This window comes from Pseudomonas sp. A014 (genome assembly GCF_052378495.1).
Classification (GTDB): domain Bacteria; phylum Pseudomonadota; class Gammaproteobacteria; order Pseudomonadales; family Pseudomonadaceae; genus Aquipseudomonas; species Aquipseudomonas machongensis.
In genome coordinates this window covers 1188115-1214229 of the sequence record NZ_CP199001.1, presented here as the reverse complement: position 1 = coordinate 1214229, position 26115 = coordinate 1188115, and the positions used below count along the sequence as shown (strand labels likewise).

The window sequence follows — 26115 nt, the reverse complement described above, 5'->3', positions numbered from 1 at the left end:
TCGGGCGCGGATCAACCCACCGCCAGCGCGCGTCGCGCCCGCCATGCCATGATCAGCCAGACCGCCGTTACACCGGCGAACTTCGAGGCCATCGCCGTGCCGATCACGGCAGACGTCAGCGCACCGATCATGCCGAAGAAGATGAAGGTGTCCACCGGGATACTCAGCGCCGAGCTCAGCCACAAACGGTCACGCAGGGGCCTGCGGGTGATGCTGAACACCAGCCAGTCGATCAGTTCGGACACGAAGAACGCCGTAGCACTGGCCAGGGCGATGGCCGGCTCCGAAGTCGCGTAGGACAGCACCAGCGCCGCCAGCATCGCAATCAGCGCGCCATGCCCGTAACGGGTCTGCACCATGTCGCGCAGGATGAACACCAGACCGCCCCAGGCGGACCAGATCACGTCCAGGTGCGGGGCACTGGAGAAGGCGTAGTTGATCAGCACTACGCTGCTTATGTAGGCAATGAGATAGAACATGGCGGGTAGTCTGTGGGCAAGCCGCACAGATTACCTTTGGGCAGTTCGCGGGTAAACCCGCTCCCACAGGTACAACATCAGCTTCAAGGGCGGCGTGATCCCTGTGGGAGCGGGTTCACCCGCGAAGAATCCAACGCGGTGGATGGCACCGGCTGTGCCGGTGTTCGCGGACATGCCCGCTCCCACAGGTACAACATCAGCTTCAAGGGCGGCGTGATCCCTGTGGGAGCGGGTTCACCCGCGAAGAATCCAACGCGGTGGATGGCACCGGCTGTGCCGGTGTTCGCGGGCATGCCCGCTCCCACAGGTACAACATCAGCTTCAAGGGCGGCGTGATCCCTGTGGGAGCGGGTTCACCCGCGAAGAATCCAACGCGGTGGATGGCACCGGCTGTGCCGGTGTTCGCGGGCATGCCCGCTCCCACAGGTACAACATCAGCTTCAAGGGCGGCGTGATCCCTGTGGGAGCAGGTTCACCCGCGAAGAATCCAACGCGGTGGATGGCACCGGCTGTGCCGGTGTTCGCGGGCATGCCCGCTACCACAGGGTTCTGCATCAGACTAGAGGATGAGGCCAGCCTCTAGTGCCCTTTCGTGGCAAAGCTTGATCACCGCCCGGCGCTCGTCATTGTCCATCCGCGCCCACTGGGTGATCTCCTGCACCGTACGCTGGCAACCGATGCAGATGTCCTGCTCATCCAGCGCACAGACGTTAACGCACGGCGAAGCGACCGGCCGCTCGTCAGTCTTCATCGACCACCAGCTCCCGCGCATAGCGCTCGGCGTTGTGCACATAGTGCGCGGCGCTGGCTTCGAGCATGCGCATCTGCTGCTCGGTCAGCTCGCGCACCACCTTGCCTGGCGAGCCCATCACCAGCGAACCGTCGGGAATCTCCTTGCCCTCGGGGATCAGCGCATTGGCGCCGATGATGCAGTGCTTGCCGATCCGCGCGCCGTTGAGGATGACCGCATTGATGCCGACCAGGCTGTAGTCGCCGACGCTGCAGCCATGCAGCATGGCATTGTGACCGATGGTCACGCCCTTGCCCAAGGTCAGCGGCGAACCCATGTCGGTGTGCATCACCGTACCGTCCTGGACATTGCTGTCCTCGCCGATGTCGATCAGCTCGTTGTCGCCGCGCAGCACGGCGCCGAACCACACACTGGCCCGGGCCTGCAGGCGCACCTTGCCGATCAAGGTGGCAGTGGGCGCGGCCCAACTGCTGGGATGGGCTTCGACCCGCAGGTCGCCCAGGCGGTATTTCATGTCATGTTCCTCACGGTTGGACGCGGTCGGCGGGTGAGCCCCGCTCAGTTCTGGATAAAGCGCTCTGGCGGCTGGTGCAGGCTGATACCGGCATCGAACAGCACGTTGACCAACTCGACGATCATGATCGCCGACAGCCCCCAGATCTTGTAGTCGCCATAACGGTAGCTGGGCACGTACCAGCTGCGCCCCTGGTAGTCGATGCGATGGGTGTGGTCGCGTGGGTCCTGGCGAAAGAACGACAGCGGGACGTTGAACACCGCTGCGATTTCGGCATCGTTGGGCTGGTACTCGACGTAATCCGGAATCAACCCGACGAACGGCGTAACCTTCAGTCCGTGCAACGAAATCAGCGGGCTCAGCGGGCCGATCACCTCGACCAACCCCGGCGGCAGGCCGATTTCCTCCTCGGCTTCGCGCAGGGCGGTGAACACCAGGTCCGGGTCTTCCGGATCGCGGCGCCCTCCCGGAAAGGCCACCTCGCCACCATGGGTGGAAAGCCCCTTGGCACGCAAGGTGAGCACCAGCTCGGGCTCTTCGCTACGGGTAATGGGCAGCAGCACCGCCGCCTCGGGAAAACGGCGATCCGCCTCCAGTGACGCGGGGGTATGGTTGCTCATTCGGCGAAGAAGCTCGTCCAGCATTACGCACTCTCGATTCCAAGGCCTGCCTTGCATGATGCACCAAAGCCGCGAGGCACCCAAGCCCCGACGGCTTGCGGCAACCCCGCCGGCCGCGCCAAGATAGCGGCTCACACAGGAATAAAAGCATGAAATTCTGCAGCGCGTGCGGCCAACCGGTCATTCAGCAGATTCCCGAGGGCGACAGCCGCCTGCGGTACGTCTGCCCCTCCTGCCAGACCATCCACTACCAGAACCCCAACATCGTCGCAGGCGTCTTGCCCGTCTGGGGCAGCCAGGTGTTGCTGTGCCGCCGCGCCATCGAGCCGCGCCGCGGCTTCTGGACGCTGCCGGCTGGTTTCATGGAGAACGGCGAAACCCTCGACCAGGCCGCGCGCCGCGAGACCGTCGAGGAAGCCTGCGCCCGCGTCGGCCCGACCACCCTCTACCAGTTGTTCGACCTGCCGCACATCAACCAGGTGCATGTGTTCTTCCGCGCAGAACTGGCCGACCTGGACTTCGACGTGGGTGTCGAGAGCCTGGAGGTGCGCTTGTTCGAGGAGCATGAAATACCCTGGAACGAACTGGCTTTCCGCACCGTCACGCGGACACTAGAATGCTATTATCGCGACCGCATCGGGCAGCAGTACCCCATAGGCCATGAATACCTGCCGCCGATGAACGTTTCGTCGTCCACCTAGCTACTTCAGGATACGTTTCATGCGCTGGTTGCTTGCCCTCTTCTGCTTGTGCGTTGCATCGGTGTCCCAGGCGGCGTTCACCGAGACCATCATTCGCAAGCCCCTGCCCGCGACCACGTCGCAGGGCACGCAGCCCCAGGCCAGGCCTGCGCAAAGCAGCAGCCAGCCGCAGATCGACAAGGTGCTGGTGCTCAAGTCAGAGCGGCGCCTGCAACTGATCAGCCGCGGCGAGCCATTCAAGACCTACCGCATCTCCCTGGGCAAGCAACCCAAGGGCGCCAAGGAGCGCGAAGGCGACAAGCGCACCCCTGAAGGCTTCTACTGGCTCGACTGGCGCAAGGTCAGCGACCGCTACAACCTGGCCATGCACATCTCCTACCCGAACATCAGCGACGCCGCCAAGGCGCGCCGCGAAGGGGTCAATGCCGGCAGCATGATCATGATCCACGGCACACCGATCAACGAAGAATACCCGGAGTGGTATTTCCACACCCTCGACTGGACCGAAGGCTGCATCGCCATGCGCAACGACGACATGCGTGAAGTGTGGAGCATGGTCAAGGACGGCACCATGATCGAGATTCGCCCCTGAGCCTGCGGGCTCCCTGCACCTTCCACTGCTGCGCTGCAGGGCGCCCACCTGAGGAAGGCGGCGTAGCCTGACGGGGCGGCGTCCTACATCTACAGCAAATCCTCAGAATATCCCGACTCAAAAACGTTATTTGCCTGATACCCAAGCAGGCAACGTACCGCATCCAAACGACTGTTCGAATTTTTAGAATCCACGCAAACGAGTACGCGAACCGTACGACCTCTGCGGAATTCTTCCATGGCGAACACCCCGTTTCCGGCTATTTGTCGCTCTATCACCCATGCATTGCTCGCGCTGCTGACCAGCTCGGTTGCCCTTGCAGCCGATCCCGCCAGCGAGCAACTGCGCGACCAGCAACGCGAGCTTCAGCACCTGCAGCAACAGCAGCGACTGGAGCAATGGCAGCGCCGCTCTGCCCCGCAAACACTGGAGCGCCAGGCGCCATCGGCAGCGCCTGCAGAGCAATGTTGGCCGGTCAGCGGCCTGCGCCTGAGCGGTAACAGGCGCGTCACCAACACCGCCCTCGAACAGAGCCTGCGGCCCCTGCTGCACGGTTGCATGGGGCCGGCGGACATCAACCGCCTGCTGCTGGCCATCACTGAACGCTACGTCCAAGCCGGATATCCCGCAAGCCGCCCTTACCTGGCGCGCCAACCAGGTGCTGGCATGCCCCTCGATATCGTGATTATCGAAGGATTCGTCGAAAGCATCGCACTCGACAACGCGCTGCCGCTGTCACTGGCCAGCGCCTTCCCCGGCATGCTCGGCCAGCCCTTGCACCTGCCTGACCTGGAACAAGGGCTGGACCAGTTGAATCGCCTCAGAGCCTATGATCTTGGCGCCAACGTGCGACCCGGCGACCTGCCTGGCGGCACCCACATCCAGATCGAACCACGCCACGTCAGCTCGCGCTGGCACCTGGACAGCCGTCTGGACAATCGCGGCAGTGCACTCACCGGCCGCCACCGGCTGAGCCTGACGCTGGGCCTGGACAGCCCCTTGAGCCTGAACGACGACCTGCGCGTTTCGCTGCTATCGACGGTATTCGACGCGCCAGGTCGCAGCCAGGGCGCCAGCCTCTACTACAGCCTCCCCTATGGTCCCTGGACCTTCGCCCTCAACGCGAGCCAACTGCAATACCGCGCGCCGCTGCCCGGCAGCCAGCTCGGCAGCCACGGCAACAGCAGCCTGCAAGGCCTGAGCGTCGAGCGCATGCTCTGGCGCAATCAACAAGGCATGCTCAACGCCAGCCTGCGTCTGGATCACAAGCGCGTGGCCACCTGGTTCGGCCCGCTCAAGGTCGCCCAGCAAAGCCCGGTGCTGACCACCCTGGAAGCCGGCATCAACCTGTTCTGGCTCGAAGCCGGCCTGTGGAACGCGTACCTCGGCATCGCCCAGGGCGTCGACTGGCTGGGTGCCGACCGCGAGCCGCTTGGACGCAAGAGCGCCGAGCCCGGGTTTCGCAAGTACCGCGCCACGCTTCTGTACCTGAACCAGGGCAAGTGGCGCTGGCAGAGCGAGCTGAACTTGCAGTACAGCCCCGACCGCCTGCCCGCCATCGAACAGCTTGCCCTCTCCGACGACCTGGCCGTGCGCGGTTTTCGCCAGCACAGCGTCTCCGGCGCGAGCGGCGCCGTGTGGCGCAACACGCTGAGCCGCCCCCTGTCCGTCGCCCTCCCCCTGGAAATCCGCCCGCACCTCGGCCTGGACCTGGGCTGGACCCGTTTCGACCACGGCAGCAGCCCGCAGCGGATGGTCGGCGCCACCCTGGGCGTGATGCTGAGCACCCCGAGCCAGCGCCTGCGCCTGGACTACCAGCGCGCGCTGAGCTCCAGCGACCTGCCGCGCGGCAGCCTGGAGCCCGGTGTCTGGGTGCTCGAATGGAACCTGAGTATCTGATTCACCCACAACAAGAGAGACAAGCCCGTGAACGACACCAAAAAACTGCATGTCCCGACGTCGCCCAATGCCTTGCGCTGGAGCATCTTCCTGACGCTGATGGCCACATCCCCGACCCTGCTCGCCCAGGGCGGGCTGCAACCGACGCCCGGCCCGGCGGGAACACCACTGATCAACAACGCCCATGGCGTACCGGTAATCGAGATCGTCGCCCCCAACGCCAGCGGCCTGTCGCACAACCAGTTTCTCGACTACAACGTCGGCCAGGCGGGTGCGGTGCTCAACAACGCCCTGCAATCGGGCCAGTCGCAACTGGCTGGCGCCCTGGCCGCCAACCCCCAGTTCCAGGGCCAGGCCGCCTCGACCATCCTCAACGAAGTGGTCAGCCGCAACGCCTCGCTGATCGAAGGCCCCCAGGAAATCTTCGGCCGCCCCGCCGACTACATCCTCGCCAACAGCAACGGCATCACCCTCAATGGCGGCAGCTTCATCAACACCACCCGCGCAGGTTTTCTGGTCGGTGATGTCCAGCTCGAGGACGGTCGCGTGCGCCTGCTTGACTCGATGAGCGCCAGCGGCGCGCTGAACGTGCTCGGCGGGGGCCAGAGCAACGACGGCGGCGCACTCGAACTGATTGCTCCGCGCATCGATAGCAAAGGTACGCTCAACGCCCGCGACGACCTGCAATTGACTGCCGGGCGCAACCGCATCGACGCCACCAATGGCCAGGTCGTCGAGCACCTGCCAGGCACCCCGGCAAGCATCGACGCCAGCCTGTTCGGCGCCATGCACGCCGGCCGCATCCGCGTGGTCAGCACTGCCGAGGGCGCTGGCGTGCGGGTCGGGGCGATTGCCATGCACGGTCGCGACGGCATCGACATCCAGTCCGCCGGCAGCCTGCATATCGGTGACAACGGCCCGCATGGCGCCGTACTGCGCAGCAGCCAAAGTGACCTCAACCTCAATGCCAGCGGCGACCTGAGGCTGCAGGCCGTCACGGGCCAGGGCAAATCGATCGACGTCAATGCAGGGCAGAAACTCACGCTGGACACCGCAGCCCAGGAGAACATCGAGCGTGAGCGCAAGGCCTGGGACAAAAAATGGTTGTTCGTCACCACCGAAACCTATGAAAGCAACACCACCACAACCCAGCACGCACTGCAGGGCACGCAACTGAAAGCCGATGACCGCCTGGCGCTCAAGTCCGGCGGCGACATGCAACTGCAAGCGGCCAGCCTGCAAGCCGGTGGCGCACTCGCCCTCGACAGCGCGGCCAACCTGAACATCGAAGCAGGCAAGGAGAGCGGGCGTGTCGAGGAGCAGGTTCGCCATCGCAAGCATCTGTGGCGGGGTGACAGCGACAGTGACCACTATCAGGAAACCGCCAAAGCCAGCGATCTGCGAGGCGCCGAGCTGACCGCCAAGGCCGGTGGCACGCTCAAGGTGCAAGGCAGCCACCTGCACAGCGAGGGCGATATGACCCTGGCCGCTCAGCAGGTCGAGATCACCACCACGGCCCTGGACAAGCGCGGCACGCAACGCGACTACCGCGGCGACCTGGTGTCCGGCAGCTTCTTCGGCGACCGCCAGGGCAAGGACGACACCGCGCGGCAGGTCGCCGGCAGCACCATCACCTCGGGCGCCAACCTGAACGTCACCGCCGGGCAGGTCAGGGTCAAGGGCAGCACCATCGCCAGCGAAGGTGAATCGGTGCTCTACAGCAACAACGGCAACCTGGCGATCGAAGCCGACCACAACCGCTCCAGCACCACCGAAAAACAGAGCGACAGCAAGCTGTTCGGCCTGATCGGCCACGACCGCAGCCACAGCAGCCAGCAGGAAAAAGTGCTGGCAAGCGACGTCAGCTCGAAAAGCGACCTGCGCCTGGCCAGTGCCGAGGAACTGCGCATTGAAGGTGCCAAAGTCGAGGCTGGCAAGCAGCTCAAGATCGAGGCCAAGGGCGATCTGATCGTCGAAAGCGCTCAAGCGCGCAGCGACAGCAAGACCGACGAACAGCAGCGCACCCTCACCGCCCACGCCCGCCAGACCACCGAGGCCAACGGCGACAAGCCCGGTTCACGCCAGTATGAAGCCGGGGTCGGCTACGCAGTGGTCAACCGGCACAGCGAGCAACGCGCCACCGAGCAGGTCGCCAGCGAACTCAAGGGCGCGACGGTCGAGCTGCACAGTGACGCGCACTTGCAGGTCAACGGCTCGAAGGTCAAGGCCGATACCGGCGACCTCAACCTGCAAGGGCAACAGATAACGCTTGGCGCCACCCGCAACGACCAGCAGACAGACACCCAGACCACCCACAGCGGCGGCAGCCTGGCCGTGACCGGCGGCATCGACCGGATCGGCAGCCACTTCGAAGGGCATCATCGGAAGGAGAACGTGCGTGAGCGCGACAGCAAGATACAACGCAGCGAATTGCAGGCAGGAGGCGATGTGAAGATCGGCACAGCAAAGCTGGTTACCGAGGCCGCCCGCGTCGAAGCCGGCAAGGCCCTGGTGGTCGAGGCCAACGAGATCGAAAATCGTGCCGTACAGGATGTGCACGAACGCACTCAGCGCAACGACAACTGGCGCGGCACCCTCGGTGCCAGCCTCGAGTACCGCGACCTGACCCGACCGATCGAGCGCCTGGTACTTGGCGAGGAAGCTGCGCGCTTCCAGCAGGCATCGCCCGAGGACGCGATGGTCGCGCCCAGCGTCGGCGGTGACATGACCGTGGAGCATCTCAAACGCCTGGAGAACCAGCGCCGCGGGATCGCCCAGGTCAGCGAGTTGTCGGGTGCCAGTGTCAAGGTCCAGGCCGAGCGTATCGACGACCAGGGCACCGCCTGGCGTGCCAATCAAGGGCTGCTGGCGATCAGCGCTAACCAGCATCACCAGCGCGCGGCAGTCGACGAGCAATCCCATGGCGTCGAGCAACTGGCCTTTGGTGGCGATGCCAGGGTCGACACCAGTACCGGCCAGGACCTCAATGTACGGGCCAGCGGCAAGGGCGGCTCGTCGAGCAGCGTGCAAGACGTACGCACTGCGCGCGTCGGCAGCCTTTATGGGCAAACGGGCATCCAGGTCCAGTTGGGCGCCGACGGCCTGTACGAAGGCAGCCACCTCAACGCCGGCAACGGCGACCTCAGCATCACCAGCAACGGCAAGCTGCTGCTGACTCAGGCCAACGACCAACACAACGAGCACACACGCCAGACCGACGGCAACGCCTGGGCCAAGGTCGGCAACCGCCCCGGCAGCACTGGCATCGAAACCCGCGGCTATCTCGACCAAGCCGAGCGCCAGAAACAGCAAAGCAAGGCTCAAGTGGCGCAGATCGACGCCAAGGGCAAGGTCGTGCTCGCCAGCGGCGGCGACCTCATCCTCGAAGGCACCCGCATCGGCAGCCGTGAAGCGCCTGTTGCCAGTATCGAACTGGACAGCGCCGGCCTGCTGCAGGTCAAGGCGGGCCACGACAGCCAACAGGCCACGGGGCGCAACCTGGGTGGCGGTCTGGAAGTCGCTGCCAAGCTCGGCACCGGCAAGGGCGGCGCCCTCGGCGGCCACTTCGCCAACGGCAAGCTCGACGAGCAGGCCAGCCAGGCCGTCGATGCCCACTTCAACACTCAAGGCAAACTGCTGATCAGCAGCCGCGCCCGTGAAGATATCGCCCTGCATGTGCAGGGTCTGCACGCCTCGGCCAGCGAGATCAAGCTGCACGCCGGCAACGGCGGCATGCTGGTCGAAGCTTCGGGCAACACTGAAAAACGCGACAATCTCGACATCACCGCCGGTGCCGGCTTCAGGCTCAATGGCGGCGAGACGCCGGACAAGGATATCCGTGGTCTGCACGGCCGGGTGCAGGTCAACCTCGACAAGCGCGACAACCAGACCTGGAATGCCAGCACCCTGCGCGCCGAGCGCATCGAGCTGGCGAGCCAGGGCGACACCCGGATCGAGGGTGCAAGCCTGGATGCACAGAAGGTTCGCGGCGACATCGGTGGCGACCTGTTGCTGGCCAGCCGCAAGGACAGCGTCGACACCCTCACCGTCAAGGCCGATGGCCGCCTGAGCCACGAGAAGAATCCCCAGGGTTATCTCGATGCTGCCGGCGCCCTCTCCGGCCCTGCGGCGGGCAAGGTCACCGAGAAGGTTGGCCCAACGCTGAGCAAGGTGGACCCTAAGCTGTCGCCGACCGTAAAAGTGGAGGTGTCCCACACCCAGCGCGACACCGTCGCCCACCAGGCCAGGATCAAGGGCAGTGAAGGCGTCGAGTTGAACGTTGGCGGCCAGGCACGCCTGGTCGGGGCACGGATACAGTCCGGCGCAGGAGATGTCGATCTGCAAGCCCAATCGGTCAGCCGCGAAACCCTCACGGGCCGCGACTATCAACGCAATGTGTCGGTGGACTTTTCCAACTCACCGGTCGACATAGGGACGGCCATTGCCGAACTGTCCAAGAGCAAAGGCGCGGCGGACGGCGAAAATGCGCTGGACCTGGGGCTGCTGCGCACCAGTGGGCATAGCCGCAGTGAAGAGTGGGTATCGAGTGTCGGGAGCAAGGGCGGGCGCTGATACCTGGAAGATAAGCGCTGGACCAGCCCGCGTTGACCGCTGATAAAAACGCGGAACAATGCTCTGTGGGAGCGGACCCAACCGTACAGGTGCATAGTCGGGCGCCCCACAGAGCGTTCTGTAAAATTCAAAAAAGCTATTGCGAAATACACACTGACTTGACGTGAATGATCGCAGAGCTACTCACTAGATAATTCACCCCCAGGTAGAAACCTATGCAACCAGCCAGTCCCTGAAATGAGACATGCATTGCACCCGCGGGAATAGTAATTGCAATTGTCCCAGCCTCCGATGATGCCTCGACCTTCGGATATTGCCCCACCCCTCCAATTGCATAGCCAGCGACCAAATATACACGGGTAGCATTCGTCTGAGTGAGGTAAAACTCAAGCGTTATTGTCAGTGGGCGTTCAAGTGGATAGTTCAAACTGTTGAGACCTAGGGATAAATCAGACTCGGTATAGTTACTAATATATTGATATTTCCACTGAAGTTCACGATTATTGCCCACTTGGACAATTTGAGCCTGGGGATTACTTCCTCCTCTGCCCATCCGAGGATAACAGTCCAACATAGAAGTCATGCGGCTCTGCCGAGTTACAGGGTACACCCCCAGTTGTGCCTGGGAGAAATCGTCACAGACACCATTCTGTACCGTCAGCCCCCAAACCTCAGATTCCGGATTAGCGCCATACAGCCCTCTGGCCTTGAGGGCATAAGCCTTCACAGCCAGCCCAGTGAGCGTACTCGTCCATTCCCCAGTGGCCCCTACAGTTTCAGTTTTCAATACTGTATCGCCATCAAGAATCTCCACCCTCTGCCCCGCTGACGCCTGCCCGCGCAACGTCAGCGTCGTCGATACAGTCGAGCCGCCTCGCGGCACAGCTTTTCCTTTATCGTCCATCACCGAATCAATGGTCGGTGTCACCGCAATCAGCTTCTCGAGCGTGTAAGCCGCAACCGGGAACGCCTTTGCCGAGGCCTCGTTACTCGCCCCGTCGAACGCCACCGATACCGTGACTGAAACCTCCGACTCGTGCTTGAGCTTCTCCAGCTCCGTACGCAGCAACGCAACATCCAGCCCTTGCCCCGCCTGGGCCTCGGTTACCGCCTGAGCCGAGGCCGCATAGAACCGATGCGTCGAACCATTCTCCAACGTACCGTCGATCCGAACCCAGAACCGCTGCCCCGTCGCAATCAACGGCCATGCCGCAACTGTGGCCGAGGCGTTGCCGACGAAGCTGTTCAGGTCCAGCCTGCGGGTGCTCGGGTTGGCCTGGGTAATGGCCGGCGTGGGCAGATCTGCCTGCGCCAATTCACCCACGGTCAGAGCAAGAGGTAACGACGGCACAGCCGCCTTGCCGGCCTGTAATACGGCATAGAGCACCTCGACGACCGTGCCTTGGCTCGCGGCGACTACGCTCGCAGGTACGCTGAAGTCGACACTACCAAAGACGCTGCCAGGCTTCTGCGCGCTCTCCCAACGTCCTGCTTGATTGCTCCCAAGCCAAGCCACCGCCAGGGTATCGCTGGCAGCCATTCCTGAGTATGCAACCCGCACCGTAGCGCCGTTGCGGGCATTGATGGGTTCGAGGGTGTTGTTCACAGCCTCGAGTACCGAGGGCGCGGGGTACTCGGTTTGTGCAGATCGCACTACCTTGAAAGTGAGGGGCGCAGAGGTGGACAACAGAGTGGGCACATCAAGAGGGGTAGACATCGTTGGCTCCTGGGGCATGCCAAGGGGATGCCTGGAGTGTGAACCCACGGATACGCTGGCGAAACTGACAAAAATGATAGGGGCCGCGAGGTTGGTCTCTAAGCGTGACAATGCCGGGTATCTCTGGCGTGTCCTATGCGCGCCGCATTGGTCGAAAAATCAGAAAAGATGCCTTTCCTGTAGTCCATTTCCCAAAGATACTCCTACCGCCTTTTTTCCGTTGCGGCCCCTGGGGCAGCGCTCTAGTCTCGGCGCGTCGTTGCACATCAACGACACAGCTTTGACAGGCTGTGACGGTATTAAGCATATGGCTGCTTTCCATGGCAGCTGTACGTGCGGGCACGCTTGCGTGCGCCGGAACTTTGCTTATTCCGCCGGTCTGTCAACCCACGTACAGCTGCCACCCTCTGTTTGACAGCAGTTGGGAGGTAGCCCCGCAAGGAATAACGCGATGTTAAAGATCGTTCCCGACCCACCCCACAACAACCACTCCCTCGAAGACACCATCATCCAAGCCACCGAGTACGCACTCTGCGCACAAACCGTGGCCCATCAAGCGGTCCTCCTCCAACCCAAGTCTCCCGTCTCGCTCCTGATAATGGCTGCCATCCATGAAATGGAAGCGCTGAGGATTTTGCTGGAGTCGGCGTTGATACAGGTTCAGATGCCGGCAGAGCCGCAGACGGCTCACTAAGCGGTTTTCAGGGAGATGAAAGGATGGATACAAGCGACACCACACCGAACACCACCGTCGGCAAAACACGGTTCTACCAAGGCAAGGGGCTGACCCAGCCGCTGTTCTGTATCGAGCCGGGCATCCCGTGCGAGCGGGCACGTGAGCAGGCTTCGGAGTTGATGGGGTATGTGCGCGACATGACCTTGAGCGGGGTGATGGAGGAGAACCCGCAACTGGTCTGGGCTTCGTATTACCTGAGCGCATTGGCCAAAGCATTGATGGACGATGCGGAGCTGGGGATGCGCCGGTAAAGGCGGGTTTATCGGACCTGGAGTTGAGTGGGTTGTGGGAGCGGCGGTTCGCCGCTGCGACTGGTCCCGCGATGGCAGCACCGCGGTGCATGGCACCGGCTATGCCGGTGATCGCGGGACAAGCCCGCTCCCACAAGGATTGGGCAGGCCTTTAGATTTTGATCAAGACAGTTACTCCCACAGGGATTGAGCTGGTCTTTAGATTTTGATCAAGACAGTTGCCCTCACAGGGATTGAGCTGGTCTTTAGATTTTGATCAAGACAGTTACTCCACAGGGACTGGGCTGGCTTTCAGATTTTTGGATAAGGCCGTTGCTCCGGCAAGCAACAGGCAAGCTGGGATCTCAAGCTCTGCAACTACCACCTGAGCTGCCGCGCGCCCTTGGCCGCTTCCAGCCCCAGCCACTGCGCGCCGCGCAGCAAGGGCGTCAGCGCAGCATCAGGCTGGACCTCGAATCCGACCCGAGCACGTCGGGCCAGCAGGTCGGCGTCAAGGTCGAGTTGGTGTTGGCCTTGCAGGCGCAACGTGCCCTGCAAACGCCAGTCACTGGGACAACGCATTTCGAGCCAGCCCTGTCCCAGATCCAACGACCACGGCGAGACCAGCGCCAGGTCGTTCACCTGCAAACGCCCCTCGGCACCGGCGCACCGCTGCCACACACCCTTCACCGCAACACGCCCCTGCCAGTGCCCCGCCAGACGATAAGCCAGCGGTACACTCGGCGCGGCTTCGAGCGCCTCGACATCCGCGCGCCAGCGCCAGGGCCAACCACTCAGCCGCGCCAACCAATCCTGCCCCTGATAACCCAAGCGGATTTGCGCCTGCTGCTGCCAGGGTTGCCACTGCCAACTCAGCGGCCCGACATCCCCCACCTGTTCAGCCTGCCCTTGCCAGAGGCTGCCGCTGACCGCCCGGCCTGGCACCAGCCAGCTCGCCGGCAACTCGACCAGCAGCGTGACCACGCACACCAGCACCGGCCACAACAGCACGCGCACACTCATGGCCGAACCTGCAGGTCGAAGCGCAGGCGCTTGCCCTGCTGCTCCATGCCCCACTGCAGCGGCTGCGCGCCCTCGCTCTGCAAAGCCTGCAACCACGCCAGCAGCACATGCTCGTCCGCGACCGAGCCGCGCACCTGCCAGCCCTCATCCTGCGGCTCGATCTCCGTCAGCTCGATATGCCGGGCCTGGGCGGACTGGCGCAGGTGCTCCAGGCTCAACGCAGGCCCGCCCTCAAGGCCGGCCGCCACTTCGGCCAGCTCGCGCCACTGGCTCATCTCGGCCCAGCGTGCACCCACCTCACGCACCAGGATGACGATCAGCAACAGCGCGATCAGCCCCCAGGCCACGCGCATGCGCTGGCGCTGCGAAAATGCGCGGATCATGAACTGCTCCCCAGATCGAACACCGCGCCCTGAGCCTGCACCTGCACCGCAGCGCCGACTGCAGCGGCCATTTCATGCCACGGCGCCAACGTGCCTTCGCCATCCAGTTGCAGATGCCAGCGCTGCCCATCGAAGCGCACAGCGCGCAAGCGCCACTGCGGATGCGCGCGCAACCAGGCCTGCAACTGCTCCTGCAAGCCGTCGAGCCGACGCAGACGCAAAGCCCGCTCGCCGTCGGTGTCACGCAGCCGTTTGAGCGCCTGCGCGGCCTGGCGCGGCGTAGCCTGCGGGCCGGTGACCGCCATCACCTGCTCGCGATACAGCTGGGCCTGACGCCATTGCTGGCTGCTCCACAGACCGCCCCAGACAGCAGCGAGTACCAGGCAAGCGGCGATCAAGCGCTTTTGCCGGCCCGTGACCTTCAATGATCGGCGCGGGCGACGCGTTTCCCGTAGCGTCGGCAAGGTATCGAGATCGGCAATTCGCTGAGGCCAGCGTCCATCGACCTGCTCAAGCACCTGGTTATCCCACGGCGCAGGTGCAGGGCCCAACACCTCTGGCCAGGCCAGCCAGTGCTCTGCGCCATCCTCGTCGATCCGCGCATACAGGCTCGATTGCTCCTGCCGCCATTGCCATCCACAACCGCGGTCGAGCACCGGCAAGAGCTGGAACTGCGCCCAGCAACGCTCCACCTCCAGGCCCCATTCCACGCACTGGGCCAACCAGCCGTCGAGCCGCTCACGCGCCACCACCACCAACCGCAGTTGCCCTGCCGCACGGCCGATGCATGCGCAGTGAACTTCATCGCTGCCTTGCAGCAGACGATCTTCCAGTAGCAGCGGCCATTCCTCCCGCTTGAGCCCGGGCGGGGCAGGCAACTGGAAAAGGCTGCACGCCTCGCCCGGCATCACCACGGCAACCCTGGCGCTCAGGTTCTGCGGCGGGCGGCCCTGCCCTTCGTCACGCAGCACGCCGCTGTCCAGCAGGCACCAGTGCCAACCGCCGTCAGCCAGCGGACGCAACAGCAACCAGGGCCGCGCTGGCGAGCGCCGTCGCCATTCAAACTTCATGAGCGCCCCCAGGGCAGGACGAATGTGCAGACATAAGGTGCTCCGTCACGCTGCAGATGCAGGCGCACGCCACGACCAGGGTGCGCCGGTTGATCGGAAGGCCAGGCCAGCCAACTGCCGCTCTGGAAATACAGGATGCTCATCTCGCTGACCCGCTCCAGGCGCTCGCGGACCACCCAGCGCGGCTTGTCGGCGGCGTAGAGATCGGCGGAGGTTTCCAGCAGCACGCGCTGCTCCCTGGGCTCGAAACGCAGGCGCTGACGCTGCAAGCGCGAACCCCCTTCGGCCTGGGGCCAGGCCGCAGCAGCGACCCACAGCAACTGCTGGTTTTGCGCCTGCCAATCGAGCCAGCGCGTGGCCAGCGGCAGGCGCTGCTCGTACACCTGGCGCAGTACCGGGCTGTCGAACCGGCGCTCCAGCGCCAGGCAGAACTCCAACACGCCGGGCTCGTTCTGCTGGTCGGCGAGACGCTCGCGCACCGTGAGCCAGCCATGCACCAAGGCCGCCAGCAGGATGCCCAGCACGGCGGTGAGCGCCAGCGCGACCATCAACTCGATCAGGGTCAGCCCCGCCTGGCGACGCTTCATGGGCGCTCCAGAAACAGGGTGTACAAGCCCAGCGGCACGCGCTGATCGCGGTCGGCGAACAGGCGCAGCTCGCCACGGCGCAGATCGCGCACGCCGGTGTTGCGCAGTTGCAGGTCCCAATGGCACACCTGCCCACCCTGCTGCAGCTCCCCGGCAGTGCGATTGCTGCCCGGCCAATACTGCTCGACGGCAAATCGTGCCTGCAGCTCGCGTGCGCACAGGGCGCCAAGGCGGTGCTGTTGTACGCCGTCCTGCACCGCCAGGCGCTGGCGCAGTACCTGGCTGGTGATCACCGCCAGCACCGCGGCGATACCGAGCGCCACACTGACTTCGAGCAAGGTGAAACCACGCTGACGACGCTTCATGGCAGCACCGCGACTTGCAGCCGCCCTTCGCGGCCCCAGCTCCAGCGCTGGCCACCGTCGGCACTGCGCCAGTTCACCTTGCCGGGCCTTGCCCAGCCTTCGGGGGTGAACACCAGTTGCGGCGCTGCTGCGCCTTGCCAGTCTGGGCGCAGGTCCTGCGGCCAGTCACCCAGCGTGACCGGTTCCACCACCCAGCCGGTGCCGTCATGGCGAACGAACTCAGGACGCTTGCCGTTCCAGCGCAGGCCACGCAACTGGCCGGTGTGGCGCGCCACGGCAGACTGCTCGCGGGTCGCGGCAAGCAGCCGCTGCATGGCCTGGTCCACCCGCGTACGTCCGTTGTCGAGCCAGGCCACGCTCAAGCCGGTCATCAGCCCGGCGATGGCCAGCACCACCAGCAGTTCGAGCAGGCTGAAGCCGCGCTGGGAGGGCAAGTCAGAGCTCCCAGTTGCCCAGGTCGGCATCCAGCCCTTCGCCACCGGCCACGCCATCGGCGCCGAGCGAATAGACATCGACACGACCATGCTCGCCCGGCATGCGGTACTGGTACGGCGTGCCCCACGGGTCTTCCGGCAGGCGACGGATGTAGCCATCGCTGCGCCAGGCACGCGGCACCGGCTCCTGGGCCGGTTTCTTCACCAATGCAGCGAGGCCTTGCTCGCTGCTGGGAAAGCGCAGGTTGTCGAGCCGGTACATATCCAGTGCCTGCTCGAGGGTGGCCAGGTCAGCCATCACTTTCTGGCGCATGGCCTTGTCCTGGTTGCCCAGCACGCTGGGCGCGACCACCGCGATGAGCAGGCCGATGATGAAGATCACCACCATGATCTCCATGAGGGTGAAGCCGCGCTGACGCTTGGCGCGATACTGCATGCAAAGACTCCTTTTCACAGTTGCAGACCCTGGTTGAGCTGCATGATCGGCAACAGCACCGCCAGCACGATGAACAGCACCACGCCGCCCATCACCAGGATCATCAGAGGTTCGAAGAGCGCCATGGCGGTGTCGACCTGGCGGGCGAAGCCGCGCTCCTGGTCGTCGGCCACGCGCTCGAGCATGTCGGCCAGGGTGCCGCTGGCCTCGCCACTGCCGACCATGTTCACCAGCAGCGGTGGAAACTGGCCGCTGGCATCCAGCGCCCGATGCAGGCTGGTGCCGCCCTGGACCTGCAGGCGGACCTGCTCCAGGGCCAGGCGGATACGCTGGTTGGCAACCGTTTCGCTGGCCACCTGCAGGGCTTCGAGCAGGGCCACGCCACTGCCGCAGAGAATCGCCAGGCTGCGCGCCAGACGTGCGCTCTCCAGCACTTGCAGCAGGCTGCCGATACGCGGCAGGCGCAGCAGCAGGTCGTCGCGGCGCAGGCGCCAGTGCGGCTTGCGCAACAGCCAACCGCTCAACAGCGTCAGCGGGATCGCTGCACCCAACAGCCAGGGGCCGGCACTGGCCAGGCCCTGGCTGATGGCGATCAGCAGCGAGGTGATCAGCGGCAGCGCCTGCCCGGAATGGGCGAACTGCTCGGTCAGCTTGGGCACCACGAAGGTCATCAGCCCCACCACCACCGCCAGCGACACACCCATCAGCACGCAGGGATAGATCAGCGCAGTGCGCGCCTTGTGCTGTTGGCGCTGGACCTGCTCCAGGTGATCCGCCAGGCGCGTCAACACCTGCGCCAGGCGCCCGGAGCGCTCGCCCGCTTCGACCAGTGCGCAGTACAGCCCGGTGAACGGCGCGCCTTGCCGGGCAAGGCTGCGGGCCAGCCCCAGGCCTTCGGCAAGCGCGCCGCGCACCGACACCAGCACGGCCTGCAAGGCAGGCGCGCGCAGTTGCCGTTCGAGCGTGGCCAGGGCATCGACCAAGGGGATGCCAGCCGCGGTCAGCGTGGCCAATTGGCGGGTCAGCTCGCACAGCTGGGCACGGCTCAGGCGCTGACGGCGCGGTTGCCGCAGGCTGCCTTCGTGGCGTTGCAGCTTGCGCGCGAACAGCCCCTGCTCACGCAGCAACTGGCGGGCATGGCGCTCGCTGTCGGCCTGCACGCTGGCCTTGTGCGGTTTACCTGCCAGGTCCAGGGCCTGGTAGCGATAGGTCGGCATATTCAGCCCTGCACCACGCGCAACACCTCGGCCAGGCTGGTCTCGCCACGGGCCAGGCAATCGCTGGCCATGGCCACCAGGCTCTGCCGACGCGTGGCCAGGTGCGCCTGCATCGTCACTTCGCTGGCGCCCTCGTAAAGCAGGGCGACCAATCCTGTATCCAGCTCGATGAATTCATACAACCCCAGGCGCCCGACATAACCGCTGCCCTGGCAACTGTCGCAGCCCACCGGGTGGTGGGTGGCGTGCAACGCTGCCAGCTCCGGCCACAGGCGCCGCTCGGCGGCGAGCAACGGGCGCGGCTCGGCACAACTGCACAGGCGCCGGACCAGGCGCTGGGCCAGCACCCCGCGCAGGCTGGAAGCGATCAGGAAGGGCTCGATGCCCATGTCACGCAGGCGCGTCACTGCGCCGACAGCGCTGTTGGTGTGCAGGGTCGAGAGCACCAGGTGACCGGTCAAGCTGGCCTGCACGGCGATCTGCGCAGTCTCCTGGTCGCGGATCTCACCGAGCATGATCACGTCCGGGTCCTGGCGCAGGATCGCGCGCAGGCCGGTGGCGAAGGTCAGCCCGGCCCGCGGGTTGATCGCGGTCTGGCCGATACCGGCGATGGCGTATTCCACCGGGTCTTCGACGGTGAGGATATTGCGGCTGCCGTCGTTGAGGCTGTTGAGGCTGGCGTACAGCGTGGTGGTCTTGCCGGAGCCGGTGGGGCCGGTGGACAGCACGATGCCGTTGGGCCGCGCCAGGCACGCGCGCAGGCCCTGCAGCGCCGCTGCCGGCATGCCGAGGTTGTCCAGCGCCAGCAGGCTGGCCTGCTTGTCGAGCACGCGCATCACCACGCGCTCGCCGTGGATGCCGGGCAGCGTCGAGACCCGCACGTCCACCTCACGCCCGGCGGCGCGCAGGGTGATGCGCCCGTCCTGGGGCTGGCGTTTCTCGGCGATGTCCAGGCGCGCCATGACTTTGATTCGCGACACCAGCATGGCCGACAGCGCACGCGGCGGGCGCAGCACTTCGCGCAGATGCCCGTCGACGCGCAGGCGCACCACCAGGCTCTGCTCGAAGGTTTCGATGTGGATGTCCGAGGCACGCAGGCGCAGGGCCTGGCCAAACAGGCCGTTGATCAGGCGGATCACCGGGGCTTCGTCGTCGCTTTCGAGCAGGTCTTCGATGCGCGGCATTTCGCTCATCAGGCTGTCGAGGTCAACCTGCTCGCCGATGCCTTCGATCAGCGCGGCGGTGGCCGAGTCGGCGGCCTGGTAGAGCTGGCCAAGACGCTCGTCGAAAGCGGCGCGATCGAGGCGCTCCAGGCGCCGTGGCTGGCCATGCACGCGCAGCAGCTCCTGCACCTGGTCGCTGTCGGCATCCTCGCGCAACCATAGCTGCCAGCCCTGCTCGTCCGGGGCCATGGCCACGCCGGCCTGACGCGCCAGGCGGTAGCCGAGCATCACCAGTCACCGCCTTCAAGTCGCGCGCGACTGGCTGGAAACGCCTTGAGCAAGGCGCCACCTTCGGCGAGTTCCGGCATCTGCAAGGGGGTGTCCTGCTGCAGGCTGCGGTACTTTTCCTGGCTCAGCCCGGCAAGGCTCGGGCCGTCGCGCATGATGCGCGGGCGGATGAATACCATCAGGTTCTGCTTCACGTTGCGGTTGCTGTCGGAGCGGAACAAGCGACCCAGCACGGGGATGTCGCCGAGCAACGGCACGCGCTGGTTGCTGGTGGTGGATTCGTCGCTGATCAGGCCACCGAGAATCACCAGGCCATTGTCATCGACCATGACCTTGGTCTTGATCTCGCGCTTGTTGGTGATCACATCGCTGGCGGCGCGCGAATCGGCGATCGAGGACACTTCCTGGACGATGTCCAGGCGTACGCTGTTGTCGCTGTTGACCTGCGGCTTGATGCGCAGCTTCACCCCCACCTCCTTGCGTTCGATGGTCTGGTAGGGGTTGGCGTTGTTCTGGGTCACGGAGCCGGTGACGAAGGGCACCTCCTGGCCGACCAGGATCGACGCCTCGGCGTTGTCCAGGGTCAGCAGGGTCGGGGTCGACAGCAGGTTGAAACCACTCTTGCCCTTGAGCGCGTTGATCAGCATGGCGAAGTTGAAACCGCCGCCGAAATGGCCGATGCCGGCGGTGGCGCCGGTGGTGGCCGAGAGCAGTTTGCCCAGTTCCTTGTTGTCGCCGCTGGCGGCAGCGCCAGCAATATTGGCGATGTTCACGCCGTTGCTGCCGAAGTTGACGATGCCGGCGCCGAACTTCTCGTCGGCGAACAGCCACTGCACGCCGAGCTCCTGGGCGCTGCTGTCGGACACCTCGGCGATGATCGCCTCGACCACCACCTGCGCGCGGCGGATATCGAGTTGCTCGACGATGTTGCGATAGGCCGCAAGCTCGCTGTCAGGGCCAACCATGACCACCGCGTTGGCGCCTTCTTCATACTCCAGGCGCACGCCCGAATCGCTGGCCGTGCGTACCGGCACCTCCTTGCCTTCGCCTGCGGGCGCATCGGGCACCCCGCCCTCCTGGCCGAGACCGCGCAGCACCTTGACCACTTCCGCAGCATTGGCGTGACGCAGGTAGATCACCTGGGTGTTGCTGCTGTGCAGGTTGTCGCTGGGCCGGTCGAGCTGGCCAAGCAGCGCACGGACGCGCTCGCGGCTGTCGGCGCTGCCGCGCACCAGCAGCGCATTGCTGCGCGGGTCGGCCACCACCTGGGCACTGTCGGCGCCCTGTTCGCGGGCCAGCAGCCGCGTGACCAGGGGCGCGGTGTCGGCGGCGCTGGCATGCTTGAGCGGCATCACCTGCAAGGGCTCGTCGCTGACCTGGTCGAGCTGGCGCAGCAGCTTGTCGATACGCTCCAGGTTGCTCCGCCAGTCGGTGACCACCAGCAGGTTGGCGGCAGGGTATGGGGTGATCACCCCGACACGCGGGTCGATCAGCGGCTTGAGGATGCCGAGCATCTGTTCGCTGGCAGCGTTGCGCACATTGAATACCCGGGTCGCCACGCCGTCGCTGCCCTTGCTCTGCTTGCCGGCGTTCTCCACCGGCACCGGCTCCAGGCGCGCGGCCTGGTCGGGGACGATCTTCACGCTGCCGTTGGGCAGGTCGACGGCGGCAAAGCCCTGGGCACGCAACTGGGCGAGGAAGATGTCGTAGATGGCTTCGGCGTCATGGCGATCGACGGTGCGTACCGTGACCTTGCCGGTGACCCGCGGATCGACGATGAACGTGGTGCCGGTGATGCGCGAGACGCTGTCGATGAACTCGCCCATGTCGGTGTCGACGAAGTTCACCTCGTATTGGGGCACGCCCTCTTCGTCGACTTCAGGGTCTTCGGCCCACGCCTGCGCAAAGCACAGGCCAAGGCTCAGCACGCAGGCCACAGCGTATCTTGCGATCATTGCTCATCCTTGCCGCTTGAAGCCGGTCACGGCGGGCCGTGGCGGCCAGGGCAGGCGCTCGCGCCGCCCCTGGTTGTCGAAAATCAGGCCATCGGCGTCGATGTCCTGCAGCACGATCCCTGGCGCCAGGCGCTGGCCGCGGCCCAGGGTGCGAACCTGCTGGCCGAAGCGCAGCACCACCACGGTGGCGGACAGCGGCTCGGCCTTGAGCCCGCCGAGGTATTGCAGGGGCAGGCGCGTCAGGGGAATGCCGCCCTCTTCGGGTGGCGCCTGCCAGTGACCGGCCATCAGGCCTGGCAAGGTGGGTGTCTGTTCGCGCGGGACGCTGAGCGGTTGCGGCTGGCGACTCAGTTGCAGGATGCACTGGGCAGCGAGCCAGCCGGCCAAGGTCAGCAGCAGCACGTTGGGCAGGCGCGACAGCGCGGTCACGAGGCCACCTGGCGCGGATGCCACCCCGGATGCCCCTGCACATAGCGCACCTGGGGCAGTTGCAGCGGCGCCAGTTGCCAGTTCGGTTCCTGGCGCGCCAGCCAGGCCTCGACCTTCTGCCACAGCGGCTCGCCGGCCTGGGCATCGAAGTGCAGGCCGAAGGTGCGGCACAGGCCCTGCACCGTCGGCAACCCGGCGACGCGCTTGCCCATCGGGCTGTAGCTGACCTGCCAGGCATGGCCTTGCCAGCGCGGCAGGTCCTGGCTGTTGTCGAGCAGCAGCGGGTCGCCGAACAACTGCTCGGCGGCATTCTCCAGCACCTGTTCCACCTGGCGCGCAGGCGCCTCGACCACCGGCGCCGGGTAGCCGCCGGTGAGGCTGATCAGGTGCTCGCGGGTGATCGCCTGGCCTGCTGGCAGCGGATGGTCGTAACGCAGGCCCGGCAATAGCACCGGCATGCTCGAGTCGTCGGCCAGGGCCTGGTGCAGGAGACGGTCCCAGCTGCCGCCACGGGTGTCGCGGCGCCACAGGGGCTGCGGCGCACGGGCCAGCGGCTGGTCGAGCCAGGCGGCATGACCGGCGCGTTGCTGGCGCAGCGTGCTGCGTAACTGGCTGGCACGCGCCTGGGCAGTGGGCGAAAGTTGATCGTCGAAAGCGGGTACGAAGCGCGCCTCGAATCGCCACTGCCCTGCGGTTTGCTGACAACGCAGGCGATAGACGCCACTGGCGCGACACCCGGCGAACAGCACCGGCACCTGGCGCCCCGACGCTTGCGTGACAGGTACCGGAGTCGGCCACAGATCCTGGCCACGGGCACACAGCAGCACATCGATTTCGTCGATCCGCTCGGCAAGCCACAGGCCGGGGCCAGTGCCGACATCCGCCAGGGCGACCACCAGATCGGCCTCGCGCCGGGCTTGTTGGAAGCTTGGCAGCAATGATTGGTACCACTGCTTGAGCGAGGCTTTCTGATCCTGGGCGTAAGGGTCAGTCACACCGACCACCGCAATGCGCACGCCGCCGCGCTCGAACACGCGCAGGGGCTCGACGCCCAGGCCCTTGGCCTGTTCAGCGCCAAGACCAGCGCCGAGCGTGATCGCAGGGGACTGGCGATAGAGGGCGGCGCAGCGTTGTGGCCACAGCACGCGCTCATCACTGCTCACGCGCACGTCGCTGGCCAGCATGCGGCTGCCTTGCACGCCGCTATCGCCTTGGGTCAGGTAGGCCAGGCCACTGCCATTCCAGTTCTGGCCGTTCTCCAGGGTCAGGCAGCGCTCGGCGCCGGCCTCGTTGCGCATCTGCTCCATCAGTGCGGCCAATACGGCATAACCGCCGAGGCGCGCCTGGCTGGCCTGGCCGGCATCGAGCAATGGCGCGAGCTCGGCATGGCCGCTACTGGCATGGCTGCCGGTCATCCACGGAGCGCGCCCCAGATGGCTGACCGGCCCCAGGCGCGTAGCAGGCACCACTGGCAGGCCAGGCTCGCGGGCATCGAGGGTGTCGGCGACATAGAGCAGTTCGAGCGAGGCATCGCCGCCGCGCTGACCGGGGATCGCGGAGCAGGCGCCCAACAAAGGTGCCAAGGCCCCGACGCCCATCCAGCCAATCACTTCGCGTCTGCACACACTGCTCGCCATCGACCCTGCCATCCTTAACCTGAGTTCACGTTCGGCCCCGGATATTGGGGTGGCTGCGTGACAGTTTGATGGCAGAAATCCGACAGCCGATGCGGCAAAGTTCTGACAAATCTTGTTACTAATAGCGCTAGGTTTTAAAACCCCGTTAATATTTTTGCCAATCAATCATCACACTTGCCCCCTACAGTCGCGGTTCCTCTTACTCAGCCATTACAAGGACACCCTGATGAGTCGAGAAACCGGCGATAACCTGGACCGGAACCAGAGCGGCAACCTGCCGATGGCCAGCGTGATGGACACCTACCTGAGCCGTCGTACCGTGATGCGCGGCAGTCTCGGCGCGGCCATCGCGATGATCGCAGGCACCGGCCTGACCGCCTGTTTCGACGGTGGTGGCGGCAGCTCCCATCACGATGATCCGGTCACCGAGCCGCCTGTGACCGAACCGCCAGCCAAGCTCAAGCTGGGCTTCCAGTCCATCGCCGGCTCGCGCACCGACGCTTGCGTCATTGCCGCCGGTTACAGCGCCTACGTGATCGCGCCGTGGGGCACGCCGCTGAACAGCAACGGCAATCCGTGGAAGTCCGACGGCAGCAATACCTCGACCGACCAGGCCAACGCGATGGGCATGAACCATGACGGCATGCACTTCTTCCCCATCAACGGCAGCTCCGACGATGGTTTGCTGGCGATCAACTTCGAATACATCGAAGCCGACGCGCTGCACCCGAACGGCCCGACCACCGATGGCACTGGCAAGCGCCCGGTCGAGGAAGTGCGCAAGGAGATCAACGCCCACGGCGCCGGCGTGGTGCGCCTGAGCAAGGTCAACGGCCGCTGGCAGGTAATGCAGAACGACCCGCTCAACCGCCGCTTCACCACCGCTTCGCTGATGGACATCGCCGGGCCCCTGCGCGGCACCGATCACGTCAAGACCAAGTTCTCGCCGACCGGCACCCAGGCACGCGGCACCAACAACAACTGCGGTAACGGCTATACGCCGTGGGGCACGTACCTGACGTGCGAAGAAAACTGGCCTGGCATCTTCGTCAACAAGGGCGTGCGCCCGGCAGACCAGGTGCGCATCGGCGTCAGTGCCAGCAGCGGCCAGTACAAGTGGGAGACGGTTGCCGGTGATGCCAGCGAGGTCAACGGTGAGTTCACCCGCTTCAACGTGACCCCGACCGGCGCCAGCGCCACCGACGACTACCGCAACGAAGCCAGCACTTATGGCTACATCGTCGAGATCGACCCGTACAACAGCGCCACCCTGGCGGTGAAACGCACCGCCCTTGGTCGCTTCCGCCACGAGGGCTGCTGCCCGGGCCTGGCGGTCGCTGGCAAGCCGCTGGTGTGGTACACCGGCGACGACTCGAACAACGAGTACCTGTACAAGTTCGTCTCCGACGCCGTCTGGGATCCGCCCGACGCCACCCCGGCCGACCGCCTGGCCACCGGTGCCAAATACATGGACAAGGGCAAGCTCTACGTGGCCCGCTTCAATGCCGACGGCAAGGGTGTGTGGCTGCTGCTGGACGTTGCCACCCCCACCACCGCCGGCAGCACGCTGGGTGCACTGTACGGCGACCTGCCGGGCATCATCCTCAACACCCGCGGTGCGGCTGACGCGGTCGGCGCCACGCCGATGGACCGCCCTGAGTGGACCGCCGTCAACCCGCTCAACGGCGATGTCTACCTGACGCTGACCAACAACAGCGCGCGTACCGCCGCCAAGGTGGATGCGGCCAACCCGCGCGGCCCGAACCGTCACGGCCACATCATCCGTTGGCACGACAGCGACGATCACAAGAGCTTCACCTGGGATATCTTCGTGTTCGGCGCCAACGCGGCCGGTGCACCGGATATCAACCGCTCGGGCCTGACCGAACTGAACCAGTTCGCCAGCCCCGACGGGATGAGCTTCGATAGCCGCGGGGTGCTGTGGTTCGAGACCGACAACGGTGAGACCACCTTGACCAGCTACACCAATGACCAGTTGCTGGCGGTGATCCCGACCGACCTGGTCGATGCCACCGGCAAGCAGATTCCGGTCAACGCGCAGAACCAGGTGGACCTGCGGCGCTTCTTCGTCGGCCCTAACGGCTGCGAGGTGACGGGGATCAGCTTCACGCCGGACAACAAGACGCTGTTCATCAACATCCAGCACCCGGGCAACTGGCCCTATACCGACAAGGCGACGGATGTGACACCTGCGGGGAGCCGAGTGCGGCCACGGGCGTCTACCGTGGTGATTCAGCGCAATGATGGCGGTGAGATCGGAACGGCCTGATCCGGAGCCTGTCGTCCGCGGTGCTCA

Annotated in this window: 23 protein-coding genes and 1 pseudogene; 7 read left to right on the top strand and 17 right to left on the bottom strand. The window is 65.2% G+C overall.

The window, feature by feature from the left end; all coding sequences use genetic code 11:
- Positions 1 to 11: 11 nt before the first annotated feature.
- The 4 genes from ACTYOL_RS05800 to ACTYOL_RS05785 form a co-directional block, all read right to left on the bottom strand.
- Positions 12 to 479, bottom strand: coding sequence for a preQ0 transporter (locus ACTYOL_RS05800; protein ID WP_444757658.1), 468 nt, complete (start codon positions 477 to 479; stop codon positions 12 to 14).
- Positions 480 to 1038: 559 nt separating this feature from the next.
- Positions 1039 to 1230 (bottom strand): DUF1289 domain-containing protein, encoded by a 192-nt coding sequence (locus tag ACTYOL_RS05795; protein ID WP_197892266.1) that lies wholly within the window; start codon positions 1228 to 1230, stop codon positions 1039 to 1041.
- Entirely contained in the window at positions 1220 to 1744 is a 525-nt protein-coding gene (locus ACTYOL_RS05790; RefSeq protein ID WP_153773959.1) for a gamma carbonic anhydrase family protein, read from the bottom strand. Before ACTYOL_RS05790 ends, ACTYOL_RS05795 begins: the two co-directional genes overlap by 11 nt.
- Before the next feature lie 44 nt (positions 1745 to 1788).
- Positions 1789 to 2388 (bottom strand): CoA pyrophosphatase, encoded by a 600-nt coding sequence (locus ACTYOL_RS05785; protein ID WP_054894676.1) that lies wholly within the window; start codon positions 2386 to 2388, stop codon positions 1789 to 1791.
- A gap of 125 nt (positions 2389 to 2513) precedes the next feature.
- Here ACTYOL_RS05785 and ACTYOL_RS05780 point away from each other — a divergent pair, with 125 nt between their 5' ends.
- The 4 genes and pseudogenes from ACTYOL_RS05780 to ACTYOL_RS05765 all read left to right on the top strand — a co-directional run bounded on the left by ACTYOL_RS05780 (position 2514) and on the right by ACTYOL_RS05765 (position 10128).
- Positions 2514 to 3065 (top strand): NUDIX hydrolase, encoded by a 552-nt coding sequence (locus tag ACTYOL_RS05780; RefSeq protein WP_063543294.1) that lies wholly within the window; start codon positions 2514 to 2516, stop codon positions 3063 to 3065.
- A gap of 172 nt (positions 3066 to 3237) precedes the next feature.
- Positions 3238 to 3657, top strand: a pseudogene (locus ACTYOL_RS05775) (L,D-transpeptidase family protein); the annotation flags it as partial.
- 237 nt (positions 3658 to 3894) lie between these two features.
- Complete coding sequence (locus tag ACTYOL_RS05770; protein WP_444757657.1) at positions 3895 to 5556, top strand: ShlB/FhaC/HecB family hemolysin secretion/activation protein; 1662 nt, start codon at positions 3895 to 3897, stop codon at positions 5554 to 5556.
- Between the two features lie 27 nt (positions 5557 to 5583).
- The gene (locus ACTYOL_RS05765) at positions 5584 to 10128 is read left to right on the top strand and encodes a hemagglutinin repeat-containing protein (RefSeq protein WP_444757656.1); all 4545 of its coding nucleotides are present in this window, start codon (positions 5584 to 5586) and stop codon (positions 10126 to 10128) included.
- A 136-nt stretch (positions 10129 to 10264) separates the two neighbouring features.
- Here ACTYOL_RS05765 and ACTYOL_RS05760 read toward each other — a convergent pair whose 3' ends face one another.
- Positions 10265 to 11845 carry a hypothetical protein gene (locus tag ACTYOL_RS05760; protein ID WP_444757655.1) on the bottom strand — a complete coding sequence of 527 codons (1581 nt, stop codon included), beginning with the start codon at positions 11843 to 11845 and terminating at the stop codon, positions 10265 to 10267.
- Between the two features lie 451 nt (positions 11846 to 12296).
- On the opposite strand from ACTYOL_RS05760, the gene ACTYOL_RS05755 reads away from it, so the two are divergent.
- Both ACTYOL_RS05755 and ACTYOL_RS05750 read left to right on the top strand, forming a co-directional pair.
- Positions 12297 to 12539: a hypothetical protein gene (locus tag ACTYOL_RS05755; protein ID WP_054894680.1), complete on the top strand. Its 243-nt coding sequence runs from the start codon at positions 12297 to 12299 to the stop codon at positions 12537 to 12539.
- A 23-nt stretch (positions 12540 to 12562) separates the two neighbouring features.
- Positions 12563 to 12832 carry a DUF3077 domain-containing protein gene (locus ACTYOL_RS05750; RefSeq protein ID WP_200603167.1) on the top strand — a complete coding sequence of 90 codons (270 nt, stop codon included), beginning with the start codon at positions 12563 to 12565 and terminating at the stop codon, positions 12830 to 12832.
- Positions 12833 to 13189: 357 nt separating this feature from the next.
- Here the strand turns inward: ACTYOL_RS05750 and ACTYOL_RS05745 are convergent, their stop codons facing one another.
- From ACTYOL_RS05745 to ACTYOL_RS05690, 12 genes are read right to left on the bottom strand one after another with little or no spacing between them, the layout of a single operon-like run.
- Positions 13190 to 13834 (bottom strand): hypothetical protein, encoded by a 645-nt coding sequence (locus tag ACTYOL_RS05745; protein ID WP_444757654.1) that lies wholly within the window; start codon positions 13832 to 13834, stop codon positions 13190 to 13192.
- On the bottom strand, positions 13831 to 14217 hold the full coding sequence (gene gspM / locus ACTYOL_RS05740) for a type II secretion system protein GspM (protein WP_153772621.1): 387 nt from the start codon (positions 14215 to 14217) through the stop codon (positions 13831 to 13833). The genes ACTYOL_RS05745 and gspM overlap by 4 nt, the downstream gene beginning before the upstream one ends.
- Entirely contained in the window at positions 14214 to 15287 is a 1074-nt protein-coding gene (locus ACTYOL_RS05735) for a type II secretion system protein GspL (protein WP_200603165.1), read from the bottom strand. Before ACTYOL_RS05735 ends, gspM begins: the two co-directional genes overlap by 4 nt.
- Positions 15284 to 15874 carry a type II secretion system protein gene (locus ACTYOL_RS05730; RefSeq protein WP_444757653.1) on the bottom strand — a complete coding sequence of 197 codons (591 nt, stop codon included), beginning with the start codon at positions 15872 to 15874 and terminating at the stop codon, positions 15284 to 15286. Before ACTYOL_RS05730 ends, ACTYOL_RS05735 begins: the two co-directional genes overlap by 4 nt.
- Positions 15871 to 16239, bottom strand: a complete 369-nt coding sequence (locus ACTYOL_RS05725; RefSeq protein WP_054894686.1) for a type II secretion system protein — start codon at positions 16237 to 16239, stop codon at positions 15871 to 15873. The genes ACTYOL_RS05730 and ACTYOL_RS05725 overlap by 4 nt, the downstream gene beginning before the upstream one ends.
- Positions 16236 to 16673, bottom strand: coding sequence for a type II secretion system minor pseudopilin GspH (gene gspH / locus ACTYOL_RS05720; protein WP_200603164.1), 438 nt, complete (start codon positions 16671 to 16673; stop codon positions 16236 to 16238). The genes ACTYOL_RS05725 and gspH overlap by 4 nt, the downstream gene beginning before the upstream one ends.
- A gap of 1 nt (position 16674) precedes the next feature.
- A complete protein-coding gene (gspG, locus tag ACTYOL_RS05715; protein WP_125930627.1) occupies positions 16675 to 17109 on the bottom strand; it encodes a type II secretion system major pseudopilin GspG in 435 nt (144 codons plus the stop codon).
- 14 nt (positions 17110 to 17123) lie between these two features.
- Positions 17124 to 18326 (bottom strand): type II secretion system inner membrane protein GspF, encoded by a 1203-nt coding sequence (gene gspF / locus ACTYOL_RS05710; protein WP_200603163.1) that lies wholly within the window; start codon positions 18324 to 18326, stop codon positions 17124 to 17126.
- 2 nt (positions 18327 to 18328) lie between these two features.
- Entirely contained in the window at positions 18329 to 19777 is a 1449-nt protein-coding gene (locus ACTYOL_RS05705) for a GspE/PulE family protein (RefSeq protein ID WP_200603162.1), read from the bottom strand.
- The gene (gspD, locus tag ACTYOL_RS05700; RefSeq protein WP_444757652.1) at positions 19777 to 21732 is read right to left on the bottom strand and encodes a type II secretion system secretin GspD; all 1956 of its coding nucleotides are present in this window, start codon (positions 21730 to 21732) and stop codon (positions 19777 to 19779) included. Before gspD ends, ACTYOL_RS05705 begins: the two co-directional genes overlap by 1 nt.
- A 3-nt stretch (positions 21733 to 21735) precedes the next feature.
- Positions 21736 to 22161, bottom strand: a complete 426-nt coding sequence (locus ACTYOL_RS05695) for a pilus assembly protein PilZ (protein ID WP_197892234.1) — start codon at positions 22159 to 22161, stop codon at positions 21736 to 21738.
- Positions 22158 to 23798 (bottom strand): lipoprotein UxpA, encoded by a 1641-nt coding sequence (locus ACTYOL_RS05690; RefSeq protein ID WP_444757651.1) that lies wholly within the window; start codon positions 23796 to 23798, stop codon positions 22158 to 22160. Before ACTYOL_RS05690 ends, ACTYOL_RS05695 begins: the two co-directional genes overlap by 4 nt.
- Positions 23799 to 24024: 226 nt before the next feature.
- Between ACTYOL_RS05690 and ACTYOL_RS05685 the strand changes: the two genes are divergently transcribed.
- Positions 24025 to 26088, top strand: coding sequence for a PhoX family protein (locus ACTYOL_RS05685; RefSeq protein ID WP_444757650.1), 2064 nt, complete (start codon positions 24025 to 24027; stop codon positions 26086 to 26088).
- The last annotated feature ends 27 nt before the right edge of the window (positions 26089 to 26115 follow it).